16 protein-coding genes are annotated in these 20,797 nt (G+C 71.3%); 10 read left to right on the top strand and 6 right to left on the bottom strand.

What is annotated here, in order from left to right:
• Window positions 1-27: 27 nt before the first annotated feature.
• Entirely contained in the window at window positions 28-1,362 is a 1,335-nt protein-coding gene (locus ABCR94_RS27335; protein WP_347122697.1) for a DUF6777 domain-containing protein, read from the bottom strand.
• A 152-nt stretch (window positions 1,363-1,514) separates the two neighbouring features.
• On the opposite strand from ABCR94_RS27335, the gene ABCR94_RS27330 reads away from it, so the two are divergent.
• Window positions 1,515-2,786, top strand: a complete 1,272-nt coding sequence (locus tag ABCR94_RS27330) for a streptophobe family protein (RefSeq protein ID WP_347122696.1) — start codon at window positions 1,515-1,517, stop codon at window positions 2,784-2,786.
• 13 nt (window positions 2,787-2,799) lie between these two features.
• Here the strand turns inward: ABCR94_RS27330 and ABCR94_RS27325 are convergent, their stop codons facing one another.
• From ABCR94_RS27325 to ABCR94_RS27315, 3 genes are read right to left on the bottom strand one after another with little or no spacing between them, the layout of a single operon-like run.
• A complete protein-coding gene (locus ABCR94_RS27325; protein WP_347122695.1) occupies window positions 2,800-3,813 on the bottom strand; it encodes a serine/threonine-protein kinase in 1,014 nt (337 codons plus the stop codon).
• Entirely contained in the window at window positions 3,813-4,697 is an 885-nt protein-coding gene (locus ABCR94_RS27320; protein WP_347122694.1) for an SH3 domain-containing protein, read from the bottom strand. The genes ABCR94_RS27325 and ABCR94_RS27320 overlap by 1 nt, the downstream gene beginning before the upstream one ends.
• Before the next feature lie 14 nt (window positions 4,698-4,711).
• Window positions 4,712-7,063 (bottom strand): FHA domain-containing protein, encoded by a 2,352-nt coding sequence (locus ABCR94_RS27315; protein ID WP_347122693.1) that lies wholly within the window; start codon window positions 7,061-7,063, stop codon window positions 4,712-4,714.
• 469 nt (window positions 7,064-7,532) lie between these two features.
• Here ABCR94_RS27315 and ABCR94_RS27310 point away from each other — a divergent pair, with 469 nt between their 5' ends.
• From ABCR94_RS27310 to ABCR94_RS27270, 9 genes are all read left to right on the top strand, one after another.
• A complete protein-coding gene (locus ABCR94_RS27310) occupies window positions 7,533-9,698 on the top strand; it encodes a hypothetical protein (RefSeq protein ID WP_347122692.1) in 2,166 nt (721 codons plus the stop codon).
• Between the two features lie 91 nt (window positions 9,699-9,789).
• Window positions 9,790-11,301, top strand: coding sequence for a GT4 family glycosyltransferase PelF (gene pelF, locus ABCR94_RS27305; protein WP_347122691.1), 1,512 nt, complete (start codon window positions 9,790-9,792; stop codon window positions 11,299-11,301).
• Entirely contained in the window at window positions 11,298-12,659 is a 1,362-nt protein-coding gene (locus tag ABCR94_RS27300) for a hypothetical protein (RefSeq protein ID WP_347122690.1), read from the top strand. Before pelF ends, ABCR94_RS27300 begins: the two co-directional genes overlap by 4 nt.
• A gap of 30 nt (window positions 12,660-12,689) precedes the next feature.
• Window positions 12,690-13,709, top strand: coding sequence for an SDR family NAD(P)-dependent oxidoreductase (locus ABCR94_RS27295; protein ID WP_347122689.1), 1,020 nt, complete (start codon window positions 12,690-12,692; stop codon window positions 13,707-13,709).
• 79 nt (window positions 13,710-13,788) lie between these two features.
• Window positions 13,789-14,502, top strand: a complete 714-nt coding sequence (locus tag ABCR94_RS27290) for a nucleotidyltransferase family protein (protein WP_347122688.1) — start codon at window positions 13,789-13,791, stop codon at window positions 14,500-14,502.
• Between the two features lie 7 nt (window positions 14,503-14,509).
• Window positions 14,510-15,412 (top strand): NAD-dependent epimerase/dehydratase family protein, encoded by a 903-nt coding sequence (locus tag ABCR94_RS27285; RefSeq protein ID WP_347122687.1) that lies wholly within the window; start codon window positions 14,510-14,512, stop codon window positions 15,410-15,412.
• A gap of 68 nt (window positions 15,413-15,480) precedes the next feature.
• Window positions 15,481-16,125 (top strand): spherulation-specific family 4 protein, encoded by a 645-nt coding sequence (locus tag ABCR94_RS27280; protein WP_347122686.1) that lies wholly within the window; start codon window positions 15,481-15,483, stop codon window positions 16,123-16,125.
• On the top strand, window positions 16,122-16,922 hold the full coding sequence (locus tag ABCR94_RS27275; protein ID WP_347122685.1) for an endo alpha-1,4 polygalactosaminidase: 801 nt from the start codon (window positions 16,122-16,124) through the stop codon (window positions 16,920-16,922). The genes ABCR94_RS27280 and ABCR94_RS27275 overlap by 4 nt, the downstream gene beginning before the upstream one ends.
• Window positions 16,923-17,175: 253 nt before the next feature.
• Window positions 17,176-19,233, top strand: a complete 2,058-nt coding sequence (locus ABCR94_RS27270) for a phosphocholine-specific phospholipase C (protein ID WP_347122684.1) — start codon at window positions 17,176-17,178, stop codon at window positions 19,231-19,233.
• Window positions 19,234-19,576: 343 nt separating this feature from the next.
• Here ABCR94_RS27270 and ABCR94_RS27265 read toward each other — a convergent pair whose 3' ends face one another.
• Window positions 19,577-19,735, bottom strand: a complete 159-nt coding sequence (locus tag ABCR94_RS27265) for a hypothetical protein (protein ID WP_347122683.1) — start codon at window positions 19,733-19,735, stop codon at window positions 19,577-19,579.
• Window positions 19,736-19,835: 100 nt separating this feature from the next.
• The gene (locus ABCR94_RS27260) at window positions 19,836-20,789 is read right to left on the bottom strand and encodes a cytochrome c oxidase assembly protein (RefSeq protein WP_347122682.1); all 954 of its coding nucleotides are present in this window, start codon (window positions 20,787-20,789) and stop codon (window positions 19,836-19,838) included.
• Window positions 20,790-20,797: the final 8 nt, after the last annotated feature.

Here is a 20,797-nt window from a genome sequence, read left to right as displayed (position 1 = left end):
AGCCCAGCCTGATCCGAACGACACCCCCTAGTAGACGTCCGCAGGGGCCGCCGAGCCGGACTGCGCCGAAGGCGGCGCCGGGGAATCCTCCGCCGAGGACTCGGGGGACAGCTGTGACGTCGGGGGTGCGGAGGACGGCGGCTCCAAGGACGGCGACGACGGCGACGACTCGGGCGGCGAGGACGGCGGCGACGGTGACGCCGAGGACGGGGGACACGTACCTGTGGACCCGCCGGGGTCCGGGGACCCGGATCCGCTGACGGACGGCGACGGGCAGGCCGACGTGGACGGCGCCGACGAGTCCGCGGACGGCGCCGGGTCGGTCACGGGCGGCGGGGTTTCCTTGTCGCTGCCGCCGGTGTCGCCCGCGTCGCGCGCGAACCATTGCTCCTGCTGCGGGTCGAAGATGATGAACACGTTCACCACCTGGACCGCCGGCGCCACCGCCACGACCTTCGACGGGCGGTACGCGGGCCAGTTGTCACCCGTGCGCCGGGGCGTGCCCTGTACGGCGACCGGCGGGAGCAGCGGATTTCCGCACGCGCAGCGCACCCGTGGCACACCGCGGTCATCGATGAGGACGGCCGTGCCCGACTGCAGCACCGCCTGGTAGCTGGTGGGGGAGCCGCTCCGGTAGCCGTGGTTGGTGACCCGGGTGTCCATCCGCAGCTGGACGGGCGTCAGCTTCCGCAGATACGCCGGGACGGCTGAGGGCTCGATGCTCAGGACGGAGGCGAATGCCTTGTTCTTGGCCGGTTCGGCGGTGAGCGCGGTGATCTGCTTCTCCACGTCGCAGCTGGCGACGTCGCGGGTTCCGCCGTACAGACCGGGTGCCGACCCCTGTACGCCGCGGGTGACGGTGCCCCCGGACGTGGCGGTGGAGGTGGGTGTGGAGGCGCTCGGCGGCGCGGGAGGCGATGTCGCGGGGGAGCTCTTGCGCGCCGATGATCCGGTGTACGGATCCGGCCCGGACGAGCCCGCGGCCTGCAGGAACACCTCGCCGCCCGCGACCGGCCCGCCGTCGGGCCTGGTGAGGACAACGGTCAGCACCACCGCCGCCACGAGAGCACCGGCGATCGCCGCCACCCGGGGTGCGGAACGCCACCAGGGACGGCCGGGTCCCCCACCGGGGCTCGACCCGGAGCCCTTCGCAGGGCCACCTGGCCCAACCGGGCCACCCGGACCACCTGGGCCACCCGGACCACCTGGGCCACCCGGACCACCGCCGCCGCTCGGCGGCTCCGGGGGGCGGCCGGAGGGCGGTGTGGGGACCTGCTGTGTCGGCCCCGGCTGTGAAGGGCCCGAAAGCGGGCCGGAGGGGGGTCCTGTGGGGCGGCCGGACGATGGCGGTTGGGTACTCACGGGCTCCGCTTCCCAACGTAGGGATTAATCCCAGTTTCTTACGTACTGTCCCTATTCTGTGCCCTGTAGTCGGCCGGCCCGCAAGCCGACGGGTCCGGTCCGTTCGGCGCGCTCAGCTCGCGGCGGGCCGAACCGCTGCTTAGCGTGGCAGCGTGAGCCAACCCGGATCAACCGTCGGCAGCGCCGCCCACGCCTGGCGTGACGCCTTGGTGGCGGTGCTCGCCGGGCTGGCGGCCATGGTGGTCACGGCCGCCCTCGGCCTGTGGGCCGCCGGTGCGACCGGTCTGCCCGGCAGCGCCTTCGTGCCGGTGGTCGCGGCCGTGGTCGTCATGGCGGCCGGCGGCTCCGTCGGACTCTCGGGAGACGCCGGGGCTATCGCCGAGACCAGTGCGAGCCTCACGGTGATGCCCCTCTCGGTCACCCTCGCCGGGGCCCTGGTGACCGCCGCCGGCTTCCTGCGGCCACTGCGGCACCGAGCCGTGGCCGGTACCCGCGAACTGGCAGGCCGAGCCGCCCGGCTGGCGGCGCTGTGGGCGCTGGGGCTCATCGGCCTCTCCGGCCTGGCCCGCCACACCTTCACACTCCCGGTCGAGGACCCGACGGGCGGCATCATCGGCGACGCACTGGACGCTTCCCCCAAGGTCGGGTTCGAGGCCGACATCCCCGTCACCCTCATCTTCGGCCTGCTGTGGCTCGCGGGCGTCCTCGCTCTCGCCCTCCTGGTGTCGCGCAGGGCCCCGCTCCCCGCCCGCCTGGTGCGCTTCCAGGAACCGGTGCGCCCGGCGGCCTTCGCGATGGTGGTGCTGCTCCTCGGGTACGTCCTGCTGGGCCTGCTCGCCGGTCTCGTCGTCATGGCGACGCGCGGTCACCCCGCCGAGACGGTCGCCGTGATCCTGCTCGGACTGCCGAACCTCGTCTGGCTCGCACTTACCCTCGGTCTCGGGGCTTCCTGGGAAGGAAAGGTGGAAGGCCCCTTCGGGCTGCCGATGCCGCAGGCGCTGGACTCGGTCCTCCGCACGCCGCAGGACTCCACCCTCAATCTCCGTACGCTTGCCGACTACGACGGGCGGGCCTGGTGGCTGGCGGCCGTGGCCGCCGTCCTGCTCCTGGCCACCGCGTTCCTCATGGCAGCCCGCTCACCGGCCCGGACGCGGCCCTGGCAGCACGCCGTACACATGGCGGTGGCGCTCACCCTCACGGTGCTGACCGTCTGCCTGGTAGCCCGGATTTCCGCGCACTACGGCCTGTCGTTGCTGGGCATCGGAGACCTGGGCGGTGGGCTCGGCGGCGAGGTGTCGCTCGGGCCGCGTCTGTGGACGGCGCTCGGCGCGGCAGCGGTCTGGGGGCTGGTCACCGGCTTCCTCGGCAGCCTGCTCGCCTCGCGGGTGCACCGGCGGGGCGAAGTGGAGCCGACGGTGGATTGAGGCCCGCTGCCGGCTACTTCAGGCCGGTGAAGACCGGCCGCGCCCAGCGAGGCGGCGCGGGAGGCGGGCCTGGCCCGGCGGACCGGGCATCGACGCGCAGGTCCACCCGCGTCGGCGCGTGCCCCGGTGCGGCCGGACCACCTCCCGCCCCGGCGGCGCGCAGCGCGGCCACGAACTGCAGGCAGGAGTCGAAGCGGTCGTCCGGGCTCTTGGCGAGAGCCTTCGCCAGTACGTCGTCGACGGCGGCCGGCAGGTCGGGGCGCAGACCCGTCAGCGGCGGTGGCGGGTCGAACTGATGGGCCCACAACAGGGCCATGTCGTCGTCGCGTTGGAAGGGCGGGGCTCCGGCCATGGTCTCGTGGACGACGCAGGCCAGGCTGTAGACGTCGCACCTGCCGTCCACCGGGCGTCCGGAGATCTGCTCCGGCGCCACATAGTCGAGTGTGCCGACGAACTGGCCCACGCTGGTGAACCCGGTCAGCGAAAGCGACTTCTTCGTCAGCCCGAAGTCCGTGAGGTACACATGCTCGGGGTGGTCGCTGTCGGTGCCCGCCGCGACCAGGATGTTGCCGGGCTTGACGTCCCGGTGCACCAGGTCGTGGTCGTGGGCGGCATCGAGTGCGGACGCCACCTGAGCGGCGATCCGAACCGCCGCTCCGAGCGACAGCGGCCCCTGCCGGTCCAGCAGGGCGCGCAGGTCCTGTCCGGCGACGTAACGCATGGCGATGTAGAGAATGCCGTCGGTCTCGCCTGCCTCGAAGACCGGGACGATGTGCGGATGGTCGATCGCGGCGGCCACCCGCGACTCATGGGTGAACCGTTGGCGGAACGTGTCGTTGCGGGCGAGTTCGGGGGCGAGCAGCTTGAGGGCGACCGTACGGTCCAGTCGCAGGTCCCTGGCGCGGTAGACGACCGCCATGCCGCCGCGGCCGATCTCACTCTCGACCAGGTAGCTCGCGATCTGCTTCCCGAGCAGGTCGGACGGCCTTCCGACGGGCAGGCCCGGGTCGTGCGGGGCTTGGGCCATCACACGTCACCCGGCTGGGTGCGGGGATGCCCGGCTGGCCCGTGGGCGCCGCCGGTGTCGTCGAGGGGCTTCACCAGCCGCGTCGGACCGCCGTCGGCCGCATCGGCCGGGCCGTGCGCTGCCACCCGGGCCGCATCGGCCGGGTCGTGCTCCGCCATCCGGGCCGGGTCCACGACCTGCGTGGGCTCCGGGCCCGCCGCTGCGCCCGGGGCTTGCTCGGCACTCTCTCGCGCGACTGCCCGAGCCGACTCCGCGAGCTGTGCGGGATCCTCTCCCGGCACGCCGCTCGGTGCGCGACCCGCTTCCTCCGGCGTGACGATCCGGGTCGGCTCCGGCCCCACGGTTCGCGGGCGTTCCGGCGCCTGCGCCCGGACATCGGGGCCGGGCGCGCTGCCCGGACCGGGACCCGCCGAGGCCGCATACGTGCTGAGCCGTGTCCCGTCGCAGAACACCCAGCGCTCGTGCTCGGCGTCGTACAGCCACACCGACTCGCCGTCGACCACCATCCCCACCCTCAGCCCCTGGGTACGGCGGCGGAAGCTCTCCCCGTCGCTGCGCCCGTCGGCCAGCTCCTGCGCCGCGCGCCGGTACTGGCCGAGCGACTCCTCGACCCGGGCCAGCAGTGGCCGCGGGTCCGCCGTGCGGGCGAGCGGCTGCCCGGCCGCGGGTGGCCCCTGCGGCACGGAGACCAGCAGCCGGCCGTCGACCCAGGCCGACCAGCCGTTGGCGCACACGATCTGTCCCCAGTCCCCACGCCGGTCGAGCAGTTGGACCGGCAGCAGCGGGTCGAGCGGGTCGGTGGGCCGGGACATGTCCGGCACTTCCCAGGCGGGCAGCCCCTCGTGGGGGACGACATGCGTCGGGCGGAACTCCGGGGTCGCCATGGCGGGTCCCGCCCCTACTTCCGCATGATCGCGGGTTCGTGCCGGCGCAGCAGCTTCGCGACCGCGTACCCGAAAACGACGCAGAGCACCACCAGCATCCCCATGTTGAGCAGCCACACACTCGCCGAGTGCTCGAACAGCGGATCCGCCGTCAGCTTGCCGGGCACGATCCGGGCCAGCCCGATGGTCCCCGCCATCGCTCCCATGGCCCACCGGGAGGGAACGAGCCACGACAACTGCTCGACCCCCACCACCCCGTTCAGCTTCAGCAGCGCTCCGCAGAACACGACCTGGACGATGGCCAGGAGAACCAGCAACGGCATCGTGACCTCCTCCTTGCGGACCAGGGCCGACACGAGGAGACCGAGCATCATCGCGGTGAACGACAGCAGCGCCACGGCCACGGTGATTTCCACCAGTGGCGGCATGAGCACCCCTTCGCCGCCGGGGGCGTTCAGATCGACGCCGACGAGGCCGACCAGGGTCAGAACCACGGCCTGCAGCACCGTGATGGCGCCGAGCACCACGACCTTGGACATCAGATACGCGGATCTGGACAGCCCGACAGCACGCTCCCGCTGGTAGATGACCCGCTCCTTGACCAACTCGCGCACGGCGTTTGCAGCGCCCGTCAGCACACCACCCACACACAGGATGAGTAGGGCGTTCAGCGCTGTTTCCTGGGTCAGCTTCGAGCCGGCCAGAGCGCGGGCCATCGCGCCCATGACGAACGGCAGGGCGATCATGATGGCCAGGAAGGTCCGGTCGGCGCTCAGCGCGGCGGCGTACCGCCGCACCAGCGTCCGCAGCTGTGCACCCCAGCTCCGGGTCCTCGGTGGGGCGATTGACGCGGCGGGGGCGTGCGGCAGGCTCGGCCGCACCATGGAGTTCGCGATGTACTGCCGGTGGAACGGCGACTGGCGGTACTGCTCCGCCCAGTCGCGACCGTGGTCGCTCTCGAAGGCCTCGAACGCCTCCGGCCACTCCTCGAATCCGAAGAAGGCCAGTGCGTCCTCGGGCGGCCCGTAGTAGGCGATCCGGCCGCCGGGGGCGAGCATCAGCAGCCGGTCGCAGACATCCAGGCTGAGCACGCTGTGCGTGACGACAACGACGGTGCGTCCGTCGTCGGCGAGGCCGCGGAGCATGTGCATGACCGAACGGTCCATCCCCGGGTCGAGCCCGGACGTCGGTTCGTCGAGGAAGAGGAGTGAGGGCTTCGTCATCAGCTCCAGAGCGACGCTGACCCGCTTGCGCTGGCCGCCCGACAGGCTGTGGATCGCCTGGTCGGCCCGTTGCTCCAGGCCCAGCTCGCGGATGACCTCGGTGACCCTGGCCCGGCGTTCGGCTTTCGCGGTGTCCTGGGGAAAACGCAGCTCGGCAGCGTATCCGAGGGCCCGGCGCACGGTCAGCTGCGCATGCAGGATGTCATCCTGTGGTACCAGGCCGATGCGCTGACGCAGCTCCGCGTAGTCGCGGTAGAGGTCGCGGCCGTCGTAGAGCACGGTGCCCTGATCGGCGGGGCGCAGCCCCGTCAGCGCGTTGAGGAGGGTGGACTTGCCGGCGCCGCTGGGCCCCACCACGGCGAGCAGGCACTTCTCACCGACGGGGAAGGAGACGCGGTCGAGGAGTGTCTTGCGGCCCTTGTCCACCGTGACCGCCAGGTCCTGGACATCGAGCGAGACCTCGCCGGTGTCGACGAACTCCTGCAGGGTGTCACCGGCCAGGCAGAACGCCGAATGGCCGATGCCGACGATGTCACCGGGCGAGACCGGGGCGCGGGCGACCGGCTGGCCGTTGAGGAAGGTGCCGTTGTGACTGCCGAGGTCGACGATCTCGTACGTACCGTCCGGATGCGCCCGTAGCTCCGCGTGCCGGCGCGAGACGATCAAGTCGTCGATGACCAGGTCGCTGTCGCCTCCGCGGCCGATGCGGACGGTGCGGACCGGCAGCGGTCGCACGGTCGTCGGCTGCCGGAAGGTGCCCGTGGCCGCGGGCATGGAGACGGATGACGGCCGGTCCGGTGCCCGTGGCGCGGGGGGTGGTGGGGCATGGTCCACGAGTACGGCGCGCGGTCCGTCGGCGGGGTTGCCGAACCGGACGACGCTGCCGGGGCCCACGGTGAACTCGTGGACCCGCCGGCCCTCGGTGTAGGTGCCGTTGGTGCTGTTCTCGTCCTCCAGCGTCCAGTGGTCGGCCACGGCTCGGAGCACCGCGTGGTGCCAGGACACCCGGGCATCGTCGATGACGATTTCGCTCAGGGGGTCGCGCCCGACGTGATAGTCCCGGCTCGGACTCAGCACCGTGGAACCTGCGTCGGTTTCGAGGACGAGTTCGGGGGCATTGGGCGTGTCAGGACGCTTCACCATGTCCGAATTCTAGCCATTTGCTGAACTATGTGCCCGATTGGCCGTGGACTCGGCGGCGGGCGATCGGCCGGCCGGTCCACGGTTGCGGGATCGGAGACTGTCGGTGATTGGCTGAATCCGGTGAGTGGCCCACGAAATCTTTCAGTGGTCCAGACCGCACGAGTGTGCCGGTCGGTGCGGCAAACGCTTTCAGCGTCGTGAGCTGTGGCGCAGGGGCGCCGTCCGCCCGATTGGCGTATGGGGGCAGGGGTGCCGGGCCAGCCGATCGGCCGGATTCGGTTATAGGTGAGACGGGTGTGTTTCTCGCCAGGTTTCACGATGTCCACACACAACCTCCATTTCACCCCTCAGTATGTGATCCGACAGGGCGGGACGCAGGGGGGCGGCTTCGGCAGCGTCCGTCCCGCTGGGGGGTGGGGACATGCCGGCTTGTATGTGGCATGCCCCTTCTGGGGAGGACTTGCAAGTAATGACACGTACGGCCCGTTTTGCCGCGCTGTCCACGCTGTCCGCGGCGACGCTGATGCTGACACTCGTCGCACCGGCCAGCGGCGCCGCCGCGGCACCGGATTCGCGTATCGACCTGAAAGTCCTGGTGGTGAGCGACGGAGGCCCGGCCACCGCCGCGATAGCCGCCGAACTCGACGGCGCGGGGACGCCGTACACCACGCTCGAACTGTCCCGCCAGGACCGGCCGGTGATCAACGCCGGCTTCCTCGCCGACACCGTCGACGGGCGTGCGCGGGCCAAGTACCAGGCCGTGGTGCTGCCCAACGACAATCCGTTCGGCGCGGGTTCCGCGGAGATGGCGGCGCTCGTCTCGTACGAGAAGACCTTCGCGATACCGCAGGTCGACGCATACACCTACGCCCGGCCCGAGGTCGGGCTCAACTACCCCGCCAACGGCGGCTACAGCGGCTCCCTGGACGGCGTGCGCACCGAGGTGACCGCCGCGGGGAAGGCCGGGCCCTTCGGGTATCTCGACGGTGCGGTTCCCTTCGAGGACAACTCGCCGACCGTGGGCGAGAGTTACGCCCATGTCGCGAAGCCGCTGGCGGGTGCGGACTTCACCAGTTACGTCGACGCGCCGGTCCCCGGCACCCAGGAGCGCGGCTCGCTCGTCGGCGAATACCGCCACGACGGCCGCCGCGAACTGGTCGTCGGGTTTGTCTACAACCAGAACCAGCAGCAGTTCCGGCTGCTCGCCCGGGGCATCGTCGACTGGCTGACCCAGGGCGTGCGCATCGGCGCGTCCCGCAACTACTTCGCGGTCCACGTCGACGACGTGTTCGCCGCCGACGACCGCTGGGACACCGAGCTCAACTGCACCCCCGGTGATGTGGACTGCGCCCCCGGCCAGGGCGGCGAGCCCGACCCGATCCGGATGACGGCCGCCGACGCCCAGTACGCGGCGCAGTGGTCCGCCACCAAGGGCTTCACCCTGGACATGGCGTACAACGGCGGTGGCAGCGAGCTCTACAAGGAGGAGCACGCCGGCGCCGACCCGCTGGCGCAGCAGCTGACCGCGGACAAGAACGCCTACCGCTGGATCAACCACACCTACAACCACCCCTTCCTGGGCTGCGTCCAGAACGTCACGGTCGTCCCGTGGATCTGCGCCAAGAACACCGACGGATCAACCAAGTACGTCACCCGCGCCGAGATCTCCGCCCAGATCGGCGACAACCGCGCCTGGGGCGACCGCGCAGGACTCCCCCAGCAGAAAAGCGAGTTGATCACCGGTGAGCACTCCGGGCTGAAGATCCTGCCGCAGCAGCCCGACGACAACCCCAATCTCGCGCCGGCGCTCACCGACAACAACATCACCTCGCTCGGCTCCGACAACTCCCGCGACCGTACGCAGCGGCAGGTCGGCCCGGCGCTCACCGTGCCCCGCTACCCGGTGAACGTGTTCTACAACGCGGGCCGCGCCACCGAGCAGATCGACGAGTACAACTGGATCTACTCCAGGGCGTCCCAGGGCGGCAGCGGCATCTGCGAGACCGCGCCGGGCACCACCTGCCTCAGCGAGCCGCTCGACACGGTCACCGGTTACGCCGACTACATCGTGCCGCTGGAAGTACGCATCGGCCTCGGCCACGTCCTCACCAACGACCCGAGGCCGCACTACATCCACCAGTCCAACCTCGCCGAGGACCGCATCGCCTACCCGGTGCTCGACGGCATCGTCGGCCAGTACTCCGCGCTGTACGCCGACAACACCCCGCTGGTGAACCTGCGTCAGCAGCAGATCGGCGAGGAACTGCGCGAGCGGGCCGCCTGGAACACCGCCGTCAAGGCGGGCCAGGTGACGGCGTACCGGATCGGCAACGCCGTCACCGTGCGAGCCCCCGGCGGCATCCGCGCCGCCGCCACCCTGCCCACGGGCACCCGGCAGAACCTGCTGCTCGGCACCCAGGCCTTCGGCACCCCCTACGCAGGGTCGCTCTCCGGCCGGGCCGCCCCCGGGCTGCTCCAGGACCGGGTGACGCTCACGCTGCCCGCCGGCACGGTCCCGCCGTCCACGAGCAAGGTGGGCCGGCCGGGCAAGGCGCAGCCGGTACGGGGCAGCGCCCCGCGTCTGCCGGTGCCCGCCGGAGTTCTCAAGCGGGTCCCCTACGGCGTCACCGGCTGACCGGCGTCACCGGCGTACCGCGCACCACCGGCGTACCGCGCACCACCCGCATCCCTGCCACCGCACGCATCTCCCGGGGGACCAGCTCGTCATGCCCGATCTACTCCGCCCGCTCTCATCCGGCGCGGCCCGGGTCACTCTCCTCACCGAAGGCACCTACCCGCACAGCCACGGCGGCGTGAGCGTGTGGTGCGACCAACTCGTCAACGGCATGCCCGACTTCGACTTCCGGGTCATCGCGGTGACCGGAACCGGACAAGAGCCGCTCGCCTGGGAGCTGCCCGGCCATGTCGCACCACCCGTCACCGTCCCCATGTGGGGGCCCGACCCGGTCGGCGCCCGGCCGCGAGGCCGGCGCAAGCGGCAGTTGATGGCCGCGTACGAGCGCTTCCTCACCGCACTTCTGGATCCCGCGGCGGAGGACCAGTTCGGGCCCGCACTGCACCAACTGGCCCGCGCGGCCAGGGACGGCGTGCTGGCGCCCGCCCTGCGCACCGACCAGGCCGTCCGTATCCTGGCGGCCGTCTGGAACCGCCCCGACCTGGCCGTGCACGCGGCCAGGCCGTCCCTGCACGACGCCCTGACCGCGACCGATCTGCTGGAGCACGCACTGCGCCCGCTCTCGGCAGCGCCGCCCGAGTACGGGGTGTCGCACGCGGTCAGCGGCGGCCTCGCGGTGCTGCCCGGCCTCGTAGGGCAACAGCTGCACGGCGTACCGCTGTTGCTCACGGAGCACGGCGTCTATCTGCGGGAGCGCTACCTCGGCTACCGCACCGGCCCCTACCGGTGGCCGGTCAAGGCGCTGCTGCTCGGCTTCTTCCGGCTGCTGGCCGAGGAGACGTACCGCACCGCGGCCCTGATCACCCCGGGCAACCGTTACAACCGGCTCTGGGAGGAACAGGGCGGCGCCGCACCGCACCTGATCCGTACCGTCTACAACGGCGTCGACCCGGCGGCCTTCCCGGCCGCCGGGCCCGAACCGGAGGTCCCCACGCTCAGCTGGGCGGGCCGCGTCGACCCGATCAAGGACCTGGAGACCCTCATCAGGGCCTTCGCCCTGGTCAGGGCCGAGATACCGGACGCCAGACTGAGGCTCTTCGGCGGCACACCGCGCGGCGGCGAGTCCTACCGGGAGCGCTGTGAGGCGCTCGCCGCGGAGCTCGGGCACGCGGACGCCGTCGTCTTCGAAGGACGCGTCGATGACATCCGTGACGCCTACGCCGCGGGCAATGTCGTGATGCTCTCCAGCATCAGCGAAGGCTTCCCGTTCACCCTGATCGAAGCCATGTCCTGCGGGCGCGCCACCGTCTCCACCGACGTCGGCGGCGTGCGCGAGGCCGTCGGCGAGACCGGTCTTGTCGTGCCGCCCCGCGAACCCGAGGCGATGGCCCGCGCGGCCCTGGAAATGCTCCGCGACCCGGTACGCCGGTCCGCGATGGGCGAAGCCGCGCGGCTGCGCGTCATTGAGCAGTTCACCCTCCGCCAGACCATCGACACCTTCCGCGCGATCTACACCGAACTCGCGCAGGGCACCGAGGACACCGCAGTCGACACCGGCGCCAACACCTGGCGCGAGGACCTGCATGCGGGAGCCATCGGATGAGCGGCCCGCTGCGCCTGCTGCCGGGCGAGGGCGGCAGCCTGCCCGTCCTGCCCCGGCCCCGGTCCGGAACCAGGCGCCGGCCCAGCTGGGCCGAAGACCCCATCGACGAACTCGCCGACCGCCTGGTCGAGCCCGTCGCCGCCGCCGTCCACCCGTACGAAGTCGCCGCGCTCCTGGAGTCCGACGGCATGACGGGCGATCAGATCAGCGCCCGCTACGCACGCCCCGACCTGTTCACCCTCGCCGAGGACCTGTACGCCCGGGTCCCCAGGCACTACCCCGAACCACCGCCCACCGCCGACCCCTGGCACCCCGACCATCTGCGCTGCGCCCTGCGCGGGATCGTCTTCGCGCTCCCCGGTCTCGCCTATGTGCTGGGCGCCGGACTGTGGGCAGGACCGGCCGCCGCCAACGGGCTCATCGCCGCCGGCCTCGCGGCCTGGGCCTGGAACCAGGCGCTGAGCCACCGCGCCTTCCTGCGTCTGGGCACCGGGGGCGCGTCCGCCGCGGGCCGCGCCCTGCGGCTCGGCGCCCCGGTCGGCGCCCTGCTCGCCAGTTCCGTCGCGCTGCTCATCGCCGGCCCGGGACCGGCAGCGGTCTTCGCCGCCGGGCAGTCCTGCTACCTGGGCGCGGCGACCGTACTCCTGGTCCTCGGCCGCGAACGGGCCCTGCTGTTCGCGCTGCTGCCCATCACCGTGGGCGCGGTCATCACTCTGTGGTGGCAGCCACCGACCGCCGTGGTCCTGGCCCTGCTGTTCGCCACCATGGCGCTGACCGTGCTGGCGGCCGCCCACGGAGTACGGGCCGCCCTGCTCTCGGGCCCGGCGCCCACGGCCCCCGCGCCCGGCCTGCGGCGCTCCCTGCCGTACGGGCTCTTCGGCCTGGCCGCCGGGGTGCTGGCCGTACTCACCGGGACCGAGGACCCGCACGCGGTGCTCCTCCTGACCCTGAGCATGGGCTTCGCCGAATGGCTGCTCTACCGCTACCGCGGTCTTGCCGTGGCGGCCCTGCGCGCCAGCACCGAACCGCGCGGGTTCGCCCTGCGCGCCGCCCGCGCCCTGGGGATGTGCCTGAGCGCCTACCTGGCGCTGCTCGCCGCCGGAGCGCTGCTCGCCGGCACCGCGCCGGCCGCGCTGCTCGGCCTCGGCGCCGTGCTCTGGACCGCCCTGCTGCTGCAGGCGTTCGGAGTGGCCTGGCCGCCCGCGGCCGTCTGTCTCACGGCCGCGGCGGCCGAAGCCGCGGCCACGGCCGCCGGACTGCCCACCGGACCCGTCCAACTGCTCTGCCGCCTTACCGCGGCCGTCGCCCTTCTTGTCCTTGCCTGCCGCTTTCTCGGCCGGCCCACAGCACACCGCTGATCCCCGCATCCATATTCGGAGGAACACCCCATGACCGCGCCCGCATCCGCACCCGTGTCCCCACTCGTCGCCGTCACCGGCGCCGAGGGCTTCATCGGCTCCCACCTCACCGAGACCCTGGTCGCCGCCGGCTTCCGGGTCCGGGCGATGGCCCAGTACAACTCCTTCTCGTCCTACGGCTGGCTGGAGACCCTCTCCGCCGAGACCCTCGACCAGGTCGAGATCGTCCTCGGCGACGTCCGTGACCCCGGCTCGGTCAACCAGCTGATCCTGGGCACCGAGGCCGTCTACCACCTCGCCGCGCTCATCGCGATCCCGTACTCCTACCAGGCCCCGCACAGCTACGTGGACACCAACGTCACGGGCACCCTCAATGTCCTCGAAGCCGTGCGCAGACAGGAGACGCCCCGCCTGGTGCACACCTCCACCAGCGAGACGTACGGCACCGCGCAGACCGTGCCGATCACCGAGGACCACCCCATCAACACCCAGTCGCCGTACGCCGCTTCGAAGGCGGGCGGCGACCGGCTGGCCGACAGCTACCACGCCAGCTTCGCCACCCCGGTGGTCACCCTGCGCCCCTTCAACACCTTCGGCCCGCGCCAGTCGATGCGGGCGGTCATCCCGACCGTCATCGGCCAGGTCGCGGCGGGGGAGAAGACCATAACCCTCGGGGACCTCCGCCCTACCCGCGACTTCCTGTACGTCAAGGACATCGCCCGCGCCTTCCTGGCGGTCGGCACTGCGCCCGCCGCCGCTGTCGTCGGACGCACCTTCAACGCCGGTACCGGCGGCGAGATCTCGGTGGGAGACCTCACCCACCTCATCGGCAAGCTGATGGACACCGAGCTCGACGTGCGCGAGGACGAGCAGCGCATCAGGCCCGCGGCGTCCGAGGTGATGCGCCTGGTCGCCGACGCGTCCCGGCTGCGCGCCGCCACCGGCTGGCAGCCCGAACACGACCTGGAGCAGGGGCTGACGCACACCATCGAGTTCTTCCGCGACCCGGCGAACCTGTCGCGCTACAAGACCGGCATCTACAACATCTGACCCGGTCGGCGCCCACAACGTACGACTTCACGAGATATCGGTACATGACGCACCCGCACACGACGTATTGGGGACTTCGATGCATGCAGTGATCCTCGCCGGTGGCAAGGGCGTCCGGCTGCGGCCGTACACGACCGCACTGCCCAAGCCGCTCGTACCCATCGGCGACCAGCACGCCATCCTGGAGATCGTGCTCCGCCAGCTCGCCTCGTCGGGCTTCACCACATGCACCATCGCCATCGGCCACCTCGGCCACATCATCCGCGCGTACGTCGGTAACGGCTCCCAGTGGGGGCTGCGGGTCGGCTACTCCACCGAGGACAGCCCGCTCGGCACGATGGGCCCGCTCCTCACCATGATGGACCGGCTGCCCGACCACTTCCTGGTGATGAACGGCGACATTCTGACCGACCTCGACTACGGCGACGTACTCAAGCAACACGCTGATTCCGGTGCCCCGTTGACCGTCTCCACGTACGCCCGCAAGGTCGCCATCGACTTCGGCGTCCTGACCACCGAGTCCGGCAAGGTCGTGGGCTTCAAGGAGAAGCCGAGCATCGACTACCGCGTCTCCATGGGCGTGTACGGCCTCACCCGCGACACCCTCGCCAACTACACCCCGGGGCTGCCGCTCGGCTTCGACGAACTGGTCCTGGACCTGCTCGCCGCCGAAACACCGCCGCACGCCTACGAGTTCGACGGCTACTGGCTCGACATAGGACGCCCCGACGACTACGACCAGGCCAACGCGGAGTTCACCACCCACCGCGGCCTGCTGCTCAAGGGGGCGTGAGCCGGTCATGCGCATTCTCGTCCTGGGCTCCACCGGATTCCTGGGCGGGCACATCGCCGAGCAGCTGCGCGCCCTGCCGGGCGTGCGGCTGCTCGTCGGCGGCCGTTCCCCGGCCGCCGATGTGCCGCTCGATCTGACCGCCGACCCCGACGTCCTCGCGGACGCGCTGCACGTCATCGCGCCCACCGTCGTCGTCAACTGCGCCGGCCTGGTGACCGGCAGTACCGTCCGGCTCACCGACGTCAACGCCCGCGGGCCCGCCGCGCTGTGCGAAGCGCTTCGCGCGGCAGCACCCACCGCCCGCCTCGTCCACCTCGGTTCGGCCGCCGAATACGGGCCCATCCCGCCCGGCGAAACCGTCGCCGAGGACGCCGCGACGCGCCCCCAGGGCCCGTACGGCGCCACCAAACTCGCCGGCACCGCGGCCGTCACCGCCGCCGGTCTCGACGCGGTGGTGCTGCGCGTCTTCAACCCGGTGGGCCCCGGGGCGCCCGCCGCCGGACTGCCGGGACGGCTCGCCGGTGAGCTGCGCCGGGCCGGCCTGGCGGGGACCGTACGGGTCGGCGACCTCTCGGCGTACCGCGACTTCGTCGACGTACGGGACGTGGCGCACGCGGCGGCCCTCGCGGCGACCGCTCCCGGACCGCTGCCGCCGGTCCTCAACATCGGCAGCGGACAGGCCACCGTGGTCCGCGACCTCGCCGACGGACTGGTCCGGGCCGCCGCTTTCGACGGCAGCATCGAGGAGGCCGGCCAGGGCTCGGCCCGCTCGTCCGCCGTCTCCTGGCAGTGTGCGGACATCTCAGCCGCCAGGTCCGCCCTGGGCTGGCAGCCGAAACGCCCGCTCGCACAGTCGCTGACCGACCTGTGGCAGGCGCTGCCCTCGGTCGCTGTCCCGGCAGCCCGGTGAGCGCGGAGCCGCAGACAGACCCGGGACAGCGAGCACACCCGGGGCCGCCGATCAGGCTCCTCGTACCCATGTACGTCCACCCTGCCGTCGACCCCGACGCCTGGTGGACGCTCGTCGAGTCCGCGCCCCTGCTGTACGGCGTGGTGCTCAACATCGCCGACGGTCCCGGCTCGGCGCCCGAGCCGTCGTTCGCCGCCGCCGCCCGCGCTCTGCGGGCGGCGGGGGTGCGTCTCCTCGGATACGCCGACACCGACTACGGACACCGGCCGCTGCGGGCCATCACCGCCGACTTCGACCGCTACCGTGACTGGTACGCCACCGACGGCTTCTTCCTGGACCAGGCCGCGTCCGAACCGGCCGCCGTACGCCGCTACCGGCGCATCGCCCGCGCCGCGCGCTCCCGCGGCGGCCGAACGGTCGTCCTCAACCCCGGGACCCATCCGGCGCCGGGCTACGCGTCGTTCGCCGACCTCCTTGTCACCTTCGAAGGCGACTGGACCGCCTACTCCGCCGCGCCCGCCGCCCCCACCTGGACCGCCTCCCATCCGCCGGAACGCTTCTGCCATCTGATCCACGGCGTACCGCCCGGCCTGTGCGGCCTCGCTGCCCGCACCGCGGCGCTGCGCCGCGCCGCCGTGCACTGCGCGGTACCGGGCCACGGCCCCAACCCCTGGTCGCTCCTGCCGCCCGCCTTGCACCGGAAGGCCCCATGACCCGCCCGCACGTCCTGCACCCGCTCATCCTCCTCACCCTGCTCGCCCTCCTCGCCGCCTGCTCCACCCCCGCGCCCGGACCCGGCCCGGCCCCCGACCGGCGGTGGCGCCCCCCGGTGGGCACCACCTGGCAGTGGCAGCTCGACGGCCGCATCGACCGCCGGGTCGATGTCCCCGTCTACGACATCGACGGATTCGAGAACGACGCCGCCGCCGTCGACCGTCTGCACCGGGACGGCCGCAAGGTGATCTGCTACATCAACGCGGGCGCCTGGGAGTCCTTCCGCCCCGACCACCGGGACTTCCCGGCCGCGGTCCGGGGCCGTACCAACGGCTGGGCCGGCGAACGCTGGCTCGACATCAGGCAGTTGGACGTACTGCGCCCGCTGATGGCCAAGCGCTTCGACATGTGCCGTGAGCGGGGATTCGACGCGGTGGAGCCCGACCTGATGGACGCCTACCTCAACGACACCGGCTTCCCACTGACGGCCGCCCACCAGCTCGCGTACAACCGCATGCTGTCCTCCCTGGTCCGCTCGCGCGGCATGTCCGTCGCCCTCAAGAACGATCTGCCGCAGATTCCGCAGCTGGTAGGGGACTTCGACTTCGCGGTGAACGAGGAGTGTGCGCAGTACGACGACTGCGCGGCGCTCGCCCCCTTCGTGAAGGCGGGCAAGGCGGTCCTGCACGTCGAGTACGCCGTGCCGGTGGGCGATTTCTGTGAGCGCTCCAGGAAGCTGGGCCTGAGCTCGATGCGCAAGAAACTGAACCTGGGGGCGTGGCGCGAGCCGTGCTGATGGGCGGGTGCGGGTGCGGGGTGCGGGTGCCTTTCCCCACCCCGCCCCTTCCCGAAACCGGGGCACGCCCCGGACCCCGGACGGGCTGAAAGAAGTCTTTCAGCCCGTCCGGCGTTTGAGGACTTTCGGGAAGGGGCGGGTAGGGGACAGCGCCGCAGGCACCCGCACCCCACCCCGCCCTTCCTTTTTGATCACCCCTCTTGGACACTTCGCATGCTCCCGTTTCCCCCCACTCCAAGAGGTCCCCGCACTTATGCCTGAACTCAATCGGCGCCGCTTCCTCCAGATCGCCGGCGCGTCCGCCGGCGCCGCCGCCCTGGCCGGCAGCATCGGCCGGGCCGCGGCCATCCCCGCCAACCGCCGCTCCGGCACCATCGAGGACGTCGAGCACATCGTCGTCCTGATGCAGGAGAACCGGTCCTTCGACCACTACTTCGGCGCACTGAAGGGTGTCCGCGGATTCGGCGACCCGCGCACGGTGAAGCTGCCCAGCGGCAAGTCCGTCTGGCACCAGTCGGACGGCGTGAAGGACGTACTGCCCTACCACCCGGACGCGGAAAACCTCGGGATGCAGTTCATCGCGGGTCTCAACCACGACTGGGCGGGCGGCCACCAGGCCTGGAACCGGGGCAAGTACGACAACTGGATCCCCGCGAAGTCACCGGGGACGATGGCGTACCTGACCCGCGAGGACATCCCGTTCCACTACGCGCTCGCCGACGCGTTCACCGTGTGCGACGCGTACCACAGCTCGTTCATGGGGGCCACCGACCCCAACCGCTACTACATGCTGTCGGGCCACACCGGCAATGACGGCAAGGGCGGCGGGCCCGTCCTCGGCAATGACGAACTCGGCTACGACTGGACGACGTACCCGGAGCGGCTGGAGCAGGCCGACGTCTCGTGGAAGGTCTACCAGGACATCGGCGACGGCCTGAACGCCGCGGGCAAGTGGGGCTGGGGCGACGACGCGTACCGGGGCAACTACGGTGACAACTCGCTGCTGTACTTCAACACGTACCGCAACGCCAAGCCCGGCGACCCGCTCTACGACAAGGCCCGCACCGGTACCGACGTCAAGAACGGCGACGGTTTCTTCGACATCCTCAAGGCCGACGTCGCGGCCGACAAGCTCCCGCAGATCTCCTGGATCGCCGCCCCGGAGGCCTTCACCGAGCACCCCAACTTCCCGTCGAACTACGGCGCCTGGTACATCTCGCAGGTGCTGGACGCGCTCACGTCCAACCCCGAGGTGTGGGCGAAGACCGCCCTGTTCATCACCTACGACGAAAACGACGGCTACTTCGACCATGTGCCGCCGCCCTACCCGCCGGCCTCCGCCGCCCAGGGCCTGTCCACCGTGGACACCGCGCTGGACAACTTCGCGGGCAACGGCAGCTATTCGGCCGGCCCCTACGGCCTCGGCCAGCGTGTGCCGATGCTCGTCGTGTCCCCCTGGAGCACCGGCGGCTTCGTCTGCTCGGAGGTCTTCGACCACACCTCCCTCATCCGGTTCATGGAGAGCCGCTTCGGCGTCGGCGAGCCGAACATCTCGCCCTGGCGCCGCGCCGTCTGCGGTGACCTCACATCGGCCTTCGACTTCGGCCTCCGGGACACCGCACCCGCCGCGCTCCCGGACACCGACGGATACACCCCGCCGGACAAGGAACGGCACGACAGCTACGTACCCAAGCCGCCCGCCAACCCCGCCCTGCCCAAGCAGGAGAAGGGCGCCAGGCCCGCCAGGCCGCTGCCGTACGCGCCCCTGGTGGACGGCGCGGCGACGCCTTCGACGGGGAAGTTCACGCTGACCTTCAGCGGGGGCGAGAAGGCCGGGGCGTGCTTCTCCGTCACGTCGGCGAACCGCACGGACGGCCCGTGGACCTACACCGCCGGGGCCGGCAAGAAGCTCTCCGACACCTGGAACACGAAGCACTCGAAGGGCGCGTACGACCTCTCGGTATTCGGCCCGAACGGTTTCATGCGCACCTTCAAGGGCCCCGGCATCACCGTCGGCCCCGAGGTGGGCGCCCGCCATGACGCCGCCAGTGGCCGCGTCGTGCTGACCATGACCAATCCGACGGGCGCCGACTGCCATCTCACGCTCACGAACGCGTACGGCAGAAAGCGCGAGACATTCACGGTGCGGGCGGGCGGCAAGGTGGTGCACCCGGTGGACCTGCGCGGGAGCAAGCGCTGGTACGACCTGTCCGTGGTGTCCGACAACGACGCCGCGTTCCTGCGCAGGTTCGCCGGGCACGTGGAGACGGGTGAGCCCGGCGTGAGCGACCCGGCGATCATCAACGGCTAGGCCCGGTGCATTCTGAGAGCGCTCTCAACGAGGTTTCAGAGTGGCGCTGCGTGGAGTGCATGTCAATGGTCTAGACGAGACGTCCGAGGCTCCCGCGGAGGTCCTGGGACCTCCGCGGGACTGGCGCGGGCCGCACACCCGTACGGGGGACAGTGCGCCGGGGGACGACCCGGCGACGGTGAGCGCCACGGGCCGGCGGGCAGGGCCGGCCCACGGCCCGGCCGCAAGACCTGCGCGATCCGCCAATTGCCCGCGCATGCGATGCCCGCACCGCGCCCGCGCAGGCCCGCGTCGCGCGGTGCGGAGACGTTTCAGCTCCTGCGCGGCCCAGCTGCCGCGTGACTCAGCTGCTGCGCGACGCGGCCATCCCGAGTGTCACCAGACCGAGCACCACCCAGCCGAACCACAGCCAGCCGTTGCTGCCGAGTGCCACCGTGTACGCCGTGATGACCACCAGCGTCCCGACGGTGAGCACCCCCATGGACTTCGTGGAACCGGGCATGCGCGCCCCCTCCTTCGGAGTGGAGGCCCATCGTCACCCGTGGAACGCTCCGGCGCTACTGTGCCTGCCGGACCCGAAGGTCCGAAAACCGCTGGACGGGCTATCGGCTGCGCGCGTTCAGCGAGGCCAGATAGGCGTTGTACGCCACCAGCTCCTTGTCGCCGTCGCGGTCGGCGGCCCGGTCCGAGCGCCGCGCGACCCGCTGCTCGGAGCGGTACCACTGGAAGACCAGCGCGATCAGGACCAGCACGGACGGGATCTCGCTGAACGCCCAGGCGATGCCGCCCGCCGCGTTCTGGTCGGTCAGCGCGTCGATGCCCAGCGACGCGGGCGGGTTCTCGTACGTGCGAATCATGGGCTGGGTCGCCATCATCAGGGCGATGCCGAAGAATGCGTGGAAGGGCATCCCGGCGAACAGCTCCAGCATCCGCATCACATAACCGGGGCGGTGCGGGCCCGGGTCGATGCCCATGATCGGCCAGAAGAAGACCAGGCCGACGGCCAGGAAGTGCACCATCATCGCGAGGTGCCCCGGCTTGCTCTCCATCAGGAAGTCGAAGAGCGGCGTGAAGTAGAGCCCGTACAGGCTCGCGATGAACAGCGGGATGGTGAACGCCGGGTGCGTGACGATCTTCATATAGCGGCTGTGCAGCAGCATCAGCAGGATCTCGCGCGGACCCTTGCGGTTGCCGCGCCCCGCCACCGGCAGCGCGCGCAGCGCCAGCGTGACCGGGGCGCCGAGCAGCAGCAGGATCGGGGTCAGCATGCTGATGATCATGTGCTGCACCATGTGCACGCTGAACATGACCATGCCGTAGTCGTTGAGCTTGGTGCACATCACCAGCGCGATGCTCAGCACGCCGATCACAAAGAAGATCATCCGGCCGACCGGCCAGCTGTCGCCCCGCCGGTGCAGCCGCACCACACCCCATGCGTAGAGACCCAGCGCCAGTACGCAGCTGATCAGGAAGAAGGGGTCCGGGGAGAACTCAAGTCCCCGTCCCAGCGTGAACGGCGGCAGATCCATGTTCATGCCGTGCCCGCTGTGTTCCATCTGTCTCT

Source organism: Streptomyces changchenzhani (assembly GCF_039766235.1).
Classification (GTDB): Bacteria; Actinomycetota; Actinomycetes; order Streptomycetales; family Streptomycetaceae; genus Streptomyces.
The sequence above is the reverse complement of the archived record's forward strand: the minus strand, read 5'-3'. Positions and strand labels throughout refer to the sequence as shown.

Bases quoted from the DNA above. Each gene is read 5' to 3' on its own strand.
- ABCR94_RS27325 (WP_347122695.1), bottom strand. From the start codon at position 3,813: ATGGCCCAAGCCCCGCACGACCCGGGCCTGCCCGTCGGAAGGCCGTCC.
- ABCR94_RS27320 (WP_347122694.1), bottom strand. From the start codon at position 4,697: ATGGCGACCCCGGAGTTCCGCCCGACGCATGTCGTCCCCCACGAGGGG.
- ABCR94_RS27315 (WP_347122693.1), bottom strand. From the start codon at position 7,063: ATGGTGAAGCGTCCTGACACGCCCAATGCCCCCGAACTCGTCCTCGAA.
- ABCR94_RS27310 (WP_347122692.1), top strand. From the start codon at position 7,533: ATGACACGTACGGCCCGTTTTGCCGCGCTGTCCACGCTGTCCGCGGCG.
- pelF (WP_347122691.1), top strand. From the start codon at position 9,790: ATGCCCGATCTACTCCGCCCGCTCTCATCCGGCGCGGCCCGGGTCACT.
- ABCR94_RS27300 (WP_347122690.1), top strand. From the start codon at position 11,298: ATGAGCGGCCCGCTGCGCCTGCTGCCGGGCGAGGGCGGCAGCCTGCCC.
- ABCR94_RS27295 (WP_347122689.1), top strand. From the start codon at position 12,690: ATGACCGCGCCCGCATCCGCACCCGTGTCCCCACTCGTCGCCGTCACC.
- ABCR94_RS27290 (WP_347122688.1), top strand. From the start codon at position 13,789: ATGCATGCAGTGATCCTCGCCGGTGGCAAGGGCGTCCGGCTGCGGCCG.
- ABCR94_RS27285 (WP_347122687.1), top strand. From the start codon at position 14,510: ATGCGCATTCTCGTCCTGGGCTCCACCGGATTCCTGGGCGGGCACATC.
- ABCR94_RS27280 (WP_347122686.1), top strand. From the start codon at position 15,481: ATGTACGTCCACCCTGCCGTCGACCCCGACGCCTGGTGGACGCTCGTC.
- ABCR94_RS27275 (WP_347122685.1), top strand. From the start codon at position 16,122: ATGACCCGCCCGCACGTCCTGCACCCGCTCATCCTCCTCACCCTGCTC.
- ABCR94_RS27270 (WP_347122684.1), top strand. From the start codon at position 17,176: ATGCCTGAACTCAATCGGCGCCGCTTCCTCCAGATCGCCGGCGCGTCC.
- ABCR94_RS27265 (WP_347122683.1), bottom strand. From the start codon at position 19,735: ATGCCCGGTTCCACGAAGTCCATGGGGGTGCTCACCGTCGGGACGCTG.
- ABCR94_RS27260 (WP_347122682.1), bottom strand. From the start codon at position 20,789: ATGGAACACAGCGGGCACGGCATGAACATGGATCTGCCGCCGTTCACG.